The organism is Nostoc foliaceum FACHB-393, from assembly GCF_014698505.1.
GTDB lineage: Bacteria > Cyanobacteriota > Cyanobacteriia > Cyanobacteriales > Nostocaceae > Nostoc > Nostoc foliaceum_A.
On the sequence record NZ_JACJTD010000023.1, the window covers coordinates 129,497 to 136,998 of the forward strand.

Consider the following 7,502-nt stretch of genomic DNA (forward strand, 5'->3'; position numbering starts at 1 on the left):
TTTCCTAAAATACTTACAAATATGGGAGCATCAAGCGCACGTTAAGTTCATCGCGTTCATGTACAAGCGCACTCTGACGCATACTACGCTTTTTGTCAGAAGATTTGTGCTCTAAAAGGTGGCTTTTGAACGCTTTACGACGGACGATTTTGCCGGTACCGGTGGCACGGAATCGCTTCGCTGCGGCTTTACGAGTCTTTAGTTTAGGCATGGTATAGCTTTAATTCGACACGATCCATTATTATATACTATAAAAATTGCTCGAATGGAAATTAAGTTAAATCGGTGCTAATAAACCGCTTCTAGACGAAGCGTTACTCAACTCCGTGGGTTTTAAACCCTCAATTTTTACTTAAGTAAAGACAATTATGCGCGAGTGTTTCACCAATAGTTCCGAATTACGAATTAGTTAATTCGCTGCTGTTTGGGCTTCTTGATAAACTATTTCTTGAAACTGGATCATATCTTTTTGCGGATCGGCATGGCTAACCTTCACCACTATCTGTTCACCCAAGTTTACAGAACGTTTGAAAACCATTGGTAACTGCAAACCTAAATCTTCGATCAAAATTAGGGCCAAGTTGCTGTCTTCTCGCAGCCACATCAATACAGTTACATCCCAAGTTTCCTCTGGATGACGGCGTAAATACTCTAGAGCATAATATCTATTCGTTTGCCGTTCTACCATCGTCACCTCTTGGGTGATGCTGGTGACAGTCATCATCACTTCTTTAAGTTGATCTGCGGAAAATGGCAGAACTTCACCCCGCAAATGGGCTTTAATTTGGAAGTGGGTAAGTAAGTCACTGTAACGACGGATGGGAGAGGTTGCTTGGGTGTAGGTATCCAAACCCAAACCAGCATGGCGCAGAGGCGTAATGCTCATTTCGCTCTTGGGCATACAACGACGCATAGCGCAAGCGCGAACGAATCCAGCGGGAAGTAGGAGTAATTCCTCTTCTGGGGGTAATTCCGGTTGGGGCTGACCACGAAAGGGCAAAGGTATATTATGAGCTTTACCATAACGTGCCGCAACTTCACCGGCAACAATCATCATTTCTGCAACTACTTGCCGCGACGGGGAATCGTCCAAAATGTCAATATTGATCTCATCATCTTTGACTTTGATCATCGCTTCGGGCATGGTGATGCTAATTGCCCCTTGAGCGAAACGCCAAGCTTTGCGCCGCTGTGCCCAAGTTGCGATCGCTGCAATTTCCGGTTCTGCTTGTACCCGTAATTGCAGCATTTCGTCTACATCTTCGTAGGTGAGACGATAAGTTGGCTTAATCGAACTGGTATGAATGCTGTAATCTTCCACTCCCCCAGTTATACCTAAAATAATCCCAAAACTGAGAGCGCAACAAACCCGTCCCTGGATCAGACTCATTGGCCCAGTCGCCAATACCTCTGGGAACATGGGAATCATGCCCGTAGGTAAATAGACTGTACTACCCCGCTTTCTGGCTTCCAAATCTAATTCATCTTCGGGTACTAACCATCTAGTGGGATCGGCGATATGCACCCACAGGCGTTCCCGGCCATCGGGGAGTACTTCCCAACTTAGACCATCGTCGATCTCTGTGGTAGTTTCATCATCAATGGTGTAGACCTTCAGGTGAGTCAGATCAAGGCGGTTTGTATCTGAGTCAATCGGCGGGAAATCCAAACGCTGTTGCGCCACTTCTAATACCTTATTAGGAAATTGGATCGGAATTGAAGAACGACGCAGGAACAAGTTTTCATAAGGACTCCAGCAACCCAAATCCACCAACAGTTGAAAGGCCCCTTGGGGTGTTGTTGGCCGTCCCAGCATGGTCATAGTTTCTAATACTGGAGCGCTTGGCGGATAAGCGCGAGCCAGGGAGTCATAATTTACCCCTGTCCGCACGGTGTCAGCAAGCAGCGCTGCGTATTTTTCGAGTCCTTCTAAGCGCTGGCGATCGTGGCGCTGCCACTCTACTGCTTCGCCTTTGAGCGCCTGCTCTACACGAGTTAAAAATTCCTGCTGTCCCTTAGCTTTTAGTGCCTCTACTTCCATCTGGTGCTTGCGTTCTGCCACTTGAGCAGCAGTTCGCGGCTCATAAGCGTCTCCTTTTTGCTTGAAATAGAGTTTGTCGTCTGATAACAAGCAATAGGCGGCGTAACAAGGAGGCGCAGTTGATTCAGAAAATAGCAAATTTGCCATTTGATCTGGGGTGACTGTTTCCCCATCTTCAACCAGTAATTCCCAAGCTACTTCTAAGCTAGATGGATCTAAATAAGGCTTGACCTGCTCCAAAAAACTGGCAATCTCAGAGGGCTTGTAGGTCTCTTTGGTAACTGTATAAGTTATTTGTCTAGGCGCGAGGCTGTGGGATTGACCACGTTCGTCTACCACAAACCAGCGGGTTTTACCATCTGGGCGTTCTACGATGCCCAGACGGCGATCGCCTTGAACCCTAAATTCAACTAGCGTCCCCTTCTCCACAACTCTCGCACTTTAATTTGGTGAACAGTTTAAAAAATAGTTTTAAGTTAGGAGTTAGGAGTTAGGAGTTTTGATTCTTAACTCCTGTACGCGATTAATCGCGTCTCTCCTGTACAGACGCGTAGACGCTCAAAGAGCGGCTTCTCGTAAGAGTATAATCGCGTCTCTCCTCTTTTTAGCCTTCAGCATTGATAAATGGCAATAAAGCCACAATCCTCGAACGTTTAATTGCTAATGTCAACTCTCGCTGTTGCTGAGACGTCAGTCCAGTAATCCGACGTGGCAATATTTTACCGCGCTCGGTGACAAACTTACGCAATAAATCAACATCTTTATAATCGATTGGTTCTCCTGGCTTGATCGGAGAAAGGCGACGACGGAAATAACTCATCTCTACTTAATTTCCTTATGAACGGTATGTTTGTTGCAGTGGGTGCAGAACTTTTTCAGTTCTAGCCGGTTAGTCGTGTTGCGGCGATTCTTTGTACTGGTATAACGTGAAACGCCAGCAGAACGCTTGTCTGAATTTGTCCGACACTCGGTACACTCTAGTGTCACAATAATGCGGGCACCTTTACTCTTAGCCATAATCTTACAAACAGTGAAGCCTGAAGAGAATTAACACAAATGACTATCTTCTCACATTCCGCCGCATATTTTCAACTAATCTTTTAATTTTTATATCAAGCGAGTAGCCACGACGTGACGAAACTACGAAAGTTCCGCAATAGCGATCGTGTAAAGCTTGCCGCATCTGGGCATCAGATAAGGCAGTTCCACAATCAATTGCTAGGGGAAGTACTAGCAGTATAGCAGTGGGATTGGCTCTAATATTGCTGAGGGCAATTGACACTAAAAGGGCACCCAAGCCAACGATCGCCTCTCGCTTTACCAATGAGAGCAAATCTGGAATTCTACCCACTACTTCCCCATCTTCGACTTCCAACACCTTTAAATCGAACGCCCAACGCCCTAAACTTTGCCCTTGATTGTTGTATACCACCAGCACCCGCAAAACCAGCCAAAATATCACAAAAACTAGGATTTGCACAAATTGAATCCCGATATCGCCGCCTCCCAGTAGAGAACTGACTAACCAGACACCAAGGAAATCAAGTCCCAATGCCATACCTCGCCGCCCAATTTCAGCCTTGGGATAGTGTTTTTGGGGAAGTCGTTCGATAGTCATACAAAATAGGTATTTTTATTTAGGGGTTGGGAAATAATGATTGCTCCTGTTTTTTATATTAAGGTGATGACTTGGGTTTGGCGTTTAAACTGTTGCCCATAAAAGTCCCATAATTAGGGCGCTTATAGCGGTTCTCACTCAGATGCGGTACAACATTATATTGCCAGGTGTAGGGGCACGGCAGTGCCCGTGCCCCTACGGGTGTATCTCACGTAAACGAGAACCGCTATATGTTGCCCACCGCACAAGAGTTTGTTTTTGGGAAATATTGTATTGTTGTAAAAACTATTTGGAAGTTGTATCTATGACACATCTGCTTACTAAAACACCTATTAGTATGGTGACGACTACTGCTTTAGGATTAGCGATCGCCATAACCACTAACGACCTAGCTTATGGTGCTGAGTTCAACTTTAACTAGAAGAGTGACACTGGTTATTCAGCTAAAGGTTCATTTAACTTTGGTCAGTGTTACTTTACAGGGATACAGGTAAAAAGTCGGAGGCGATCGCTATGCTATCAGTCAACGATGCAGAAGCAATTATTTTAAATTTGGTGCAGCCGTTGGATCATCAACGGGATACAGAAGTTTTAGATTTATTGACAGCCGATAGTCGCATTTTGGCAACACCTATCACTAGTCCGCTAGATTTTCCCCATTGGGATAATTCGGCAATGGATGGCTACGCAGTTCGCTATCAAGATGTGCAGCACTCTAACCCCGAAAATCCAACCGTTTTAGAAATTGTTGAAGATATTCCGGCTGGGTATCAGCCCAAGTCTACGATTCAAGCAGGGCAAGCAGCAAGGATTTTTACAGGTGCGGTGATTCCAGCAGGTGCAGATACTATAGTCATCCAAGAAAAGACACGTCGGGAGGAAAACCGCGTATTTATCCTGGATGCGCCAAAACCGCAAGAATTTGTCAGACACAAAGCATCTTTTTATCAAGCTGGAACACAACTACTATCAGCAGGAATCAAGTTAAATGCCCCAGAAATTGCCGTATTGGCAGCAGCACAGTGTCCAAAATTAAGTGTTTATCGCCGTCCGCGTGTGGCAATTTTTTCCACTGGTGATGAGTTGGTGACAGTTGATCAACCGTTGCAACCAGGGCAAATTGTGGATTCTAATCAGTATGCGCTGGCAGCTTTGGTGAGACAAAGTGGGGCAGAACCGTTAATTTTAGGTATTGTCAAAGATGATCCAGTTGCTCTGGAGAAAGTTATTACCCACGCCGTTGCGATCGCTGATATAGTTCTCTCTTCTGGTGGTGTCTCAGTGGGAGATTATGACTATGTTGACAAAATTCTAGAGTCACTAGGAGCAAAAATCCACATTCGGGCTGTACAGATGAGACCAGGGAAACCCCTCACCGTCGCCACTTTCCCCAGTACAGACGCGATTAATCGCGTCTCTCCCCAGTCGGCCCTTTATTTTGGTTTACCAGGAAACCCTGCGGCTGTGTTGGTGACATTTTGGCGGTTTGTGCTACCAGCAATCAAGAAACTTTCGGGAATTACTGAAGGTTGGGAACCAGTGTTTTTGAAAGTGCGATCGCATGATGAATTGCGATCCGATGGCAAGCGTGAAACTTACCTTTGGGGTAAATTGCATTTAATTGATGGAGTTTACGAATTTCACAAAGCTGGTGGAAGTCACAGTTCTGGCAATTTAATTAATTTAGCTCAAACCAATGCTTTAGCCGTTCTCCCGGTGGGTAAAACATTAATTTACCCACAAGAAGAGGTGCAAGTTTTGCAGCTTAGTAACGGTTAAAATACTTGCTCAAAAGCTTCAATCAAGCTGTTAACTTCCTCAAGGGTGTTGTAATGCACCATACTCACCCGGACTATTCCACCTTGGGATGCTAATCCCAGGTATTCAATCAACCGTTTAGCATAAAAGTCACCGTAGCGAATCCCAATATAATGTTGGTCAATTTTTGCCGGAATGGTTGAACTATGCATTCCATCTACCACAAAAGATATAGTTGGCACACGGGATTGACGATCAGCCTTTGATTGACCAATCACTCGCACATTAGACTTGCTATTGAGGTAATTTAGTAGGCGATCGCTAATCTTTTCTTCATGTATGCTAATTAAATCAAACGCCTGCACCATTTGACTTCTCAAATCAGTTGCAGTTTGATCGCCGTAGTGCAGTTGTGCTAATTCACTTAAATAATCACATAAACCCAACATTCCATAACTTAATTCAAAATTGACATTTCCTAACTGAAATTTATACGGTATATCTGTCTGCTCAATAAAATAATGATTAAGACCAGGTAATCTTAATAAATGTTCTTCTTTGCCATAAAGTAAGGCATGATGTGGCCCATAGACTTTATAACAACTCAAAGTATAGAAATCAACATCCAAATCTTGGACATCAACTAATCTATGGGGTGCATAAGCTACACCATCCACACAAATCATCGCGTTGCGATCGTGTACAAATGCAGCAATTTCTTTGATAGAGTTGATAGTTCCCAAAACATTAGAAGCATGAGTCAAGGCTACTAATTTTGTCCGCTGACTCATCAATGGTTCTAAATCTGCTAAATGAAGTTCCAAGGTATCTGGTCGAACTTGCCACACTTTAACCTTCATTCCTTGTTTTTCAAGAGCGACCCAAGCACCAATATTGGCCTCATGGTCACAATTAGTAACAATAATCTCATCCCCAGGTGTGAAGGTTTGACCCAGACAAATTGAGAGAACTTTCAACATCATTGTAGTAGATGGCCCCATGACCACTTCTTTAGAAGAATTGGCATTAATGAAAGTAGCCATTCCCTGAGTTGCTAGAGCTAATCGTTCTCCTGCAAGTTGAGAAACTGCATAAGAAGCTCCCAACTGGACATCAGAACTTAGGAGAAATTCGCTAATTCTGTCTACTACTTTCTTCAGAGTTTGTGACCCGCCGGCATTATCAAAAAAAGTCCATTCACCAGCTAGGGCGGGAAAATATTGCCGAACTTTATCAAGATTCAGGAGCATAGTATAAGTTTTCTAGAGAATGTTCTTTACCCTAGCCTACCTTTTGGCAAGTCGCCCAGAGAGCATCTACATCATCTTTTGGTGTTTACAGCTTGTTGTGCTAGCCTTCTTGCTCTGCAAAAATCTCTCTAGAGGAGTATACTTGGGAACCCAAAGAGTATCTTACTGATATATCTAACTTCCAGCAAGGGTTAATGTCTTGATTCTTCACAATTCTCGTCAGTTTTATTTGATAAGTTTAAGATACAGTCAAAGCAACTTTGTTTTGATTCTTAATTCCTTGATTGAAAATAAAGGAACTAGCTATGAACACTACGGTTAAATACGACATCGAAGTTATCAAGGAAGAAGCACTTCAACTTGTTAAAAGGGGACTTATTAACCGTCAACAGCCAATTTATACCCTTTGTAAATATATTCCTCACCGGGATTGGGTTAATTTTGAACTTGAGTTAGAAAAAAACGAATTTCTACTCAGAGATAGAATTATTGACCTACTGAATCATGAATCTTGGGAAGACGATTGAGGCTGTATCTAGAAGCTCAACTTTATTAGCAGCATCCCCATAAAAACAAAATTACAAATTCATTTTTCAGTATTAAAAACCCTCGAATTAAGTCGGGGGTTATAAGCAAGGATTATTAAAGTAAGCAATAAATCTCAGCTACGGTGTACACACAAGTCTTCTAGAACTGCTCCACAAGGTTTTAACTATTACGCCGTAAGTCCCCCACTGAATTTGGTACTCCGAATCAGTGGCGGGATATAAGGCGGTTGATAAGGATTGCATCTAATATTAATTTTTTGCATAGCAAAAAGAAATATTAGGGAGAT

8 protein-coding genes are annotated in these 7,502 nt (G+C 43.3%); 2 read left to right on the plus strand and 6 right to left on the minus strand.

Annotation, left to right across the window (positions count from 1 at the left end; genetic code table 11):
* Positions 1–13: 13 nt before the first annotated feature.
* From rpmI to H6G92_RS19990, 5 genes are all read right to left on the minus strand, one after another.
* Positions 14–211, minus strand: coding sequence for a 50S ribosomal protein L35 (gene rpmI, locus H6G92_RS19970; RefSeq protein WP_109007939.1), 198 nt, complete (start codon positions 209–211; stop codon positions 14–16).
* Positions 212–409: 198 nt separating this feature from the next.
* Positions 410–2,470, minus strand: coding sequence for a ribonuclease catalytic domain-containing protein (locus H6G92_RS19975; RefSeq protein WP_190895339.1), 2,061 nt, complete (start codon positions 2,468–2,470; stop codon positions 410–412).
* A gap of 175 nt (positions 2,471–2,645) precedes the next feature.
* The gene (gene rpsR / locus H6G92_RS19980; protein WP_012411240.1) at positions 2,646–2,861 is read right to left on the minus strand and encodes a 30S ribosomal protein S18; all 216 of its coding nucleotides are present in this window, start codon (positions 2,859–2,861) and stop codon (positions 2,646–2,648) included.
* Between the two features lie 2 nt (positions 2,862–2,863).
* Positions 2,864–3,058 carry a 50S ribosomal protein L33 gene (gene rpmG / locus H6G92_RS19985; protein ID WP_094333178.1) on the minus strand — a complete coding sequence of 65 codons (195 nt, stop codon included), beginning with the start codon at positions 3,056–3,058 and terminating at the stop codon, positions 2,864–2,866.
* Between the two features lie 43 nt (positions 3,059–3,101).
* A complete protein-coding gene (locus tag H6G92_RS19990) occupies positions 3,102–3,659 on the minus strand; it encodes an RDD family protein (RefSeq protein ID WP_190895340.1) in 558 nt (185 codons plus the stop codon).
* A gap of 513 nt (positions 3,660–4,172) precedes the next feature.
* Here H6G92_RS19990 and H6G92_RS19995 point away from each other — a divergent pair.
* Positions 4,173–5,438, plus strand: coding sequence for a molybdopterin molybdotransferase MoeA (locus H6G92_RS19995; RefSeq protein ID WP_190895350.1), 1,266 nt, complete (start codon positions 4,173–4,175; stop codon positions 5,436–5,438).
* Here H6G92_RS19995 and H6G92_RS20000 read toward each other — a convergent pair.
* The gene (locus tag H6G92_RS20000) at positions 5,435–6,667 is read right to left on the minus strand and encodes a cysteine desulfurase-like protein (RefSeq protein WP_190895341.1); all 1,233 of its coding nucleotides are present in this window, start codon (positions 6,665–6,667) and stop codon (positions 5,435–5,437) included. The two genes, H6G92_RS19995 and H6G92_RS20000, sit on opposite strands and share 4 nt — an antisense overlap.
* Before the next feature lie 305 nt (positions 6,668–6,972).
* Here H6G92_RS20000 and H6G92_RS20005 point away from each other — a divergent pair, with 305 nt between their 5' ends.
* The gene (locus H6G92_RS20005) at positions 6,973–7,194 is read left to right on the plus strand and encodes a DUF4327 family protein (RefSeq protein WP_190895342.1); all 222 of its coding nucleotides are present in this window, start codon (positions 6,973–6,975) and stop codon (positions 7,192–7,194) included.
* Positions 7,195–7,502 lie beyond the last annotated feature (308 nt).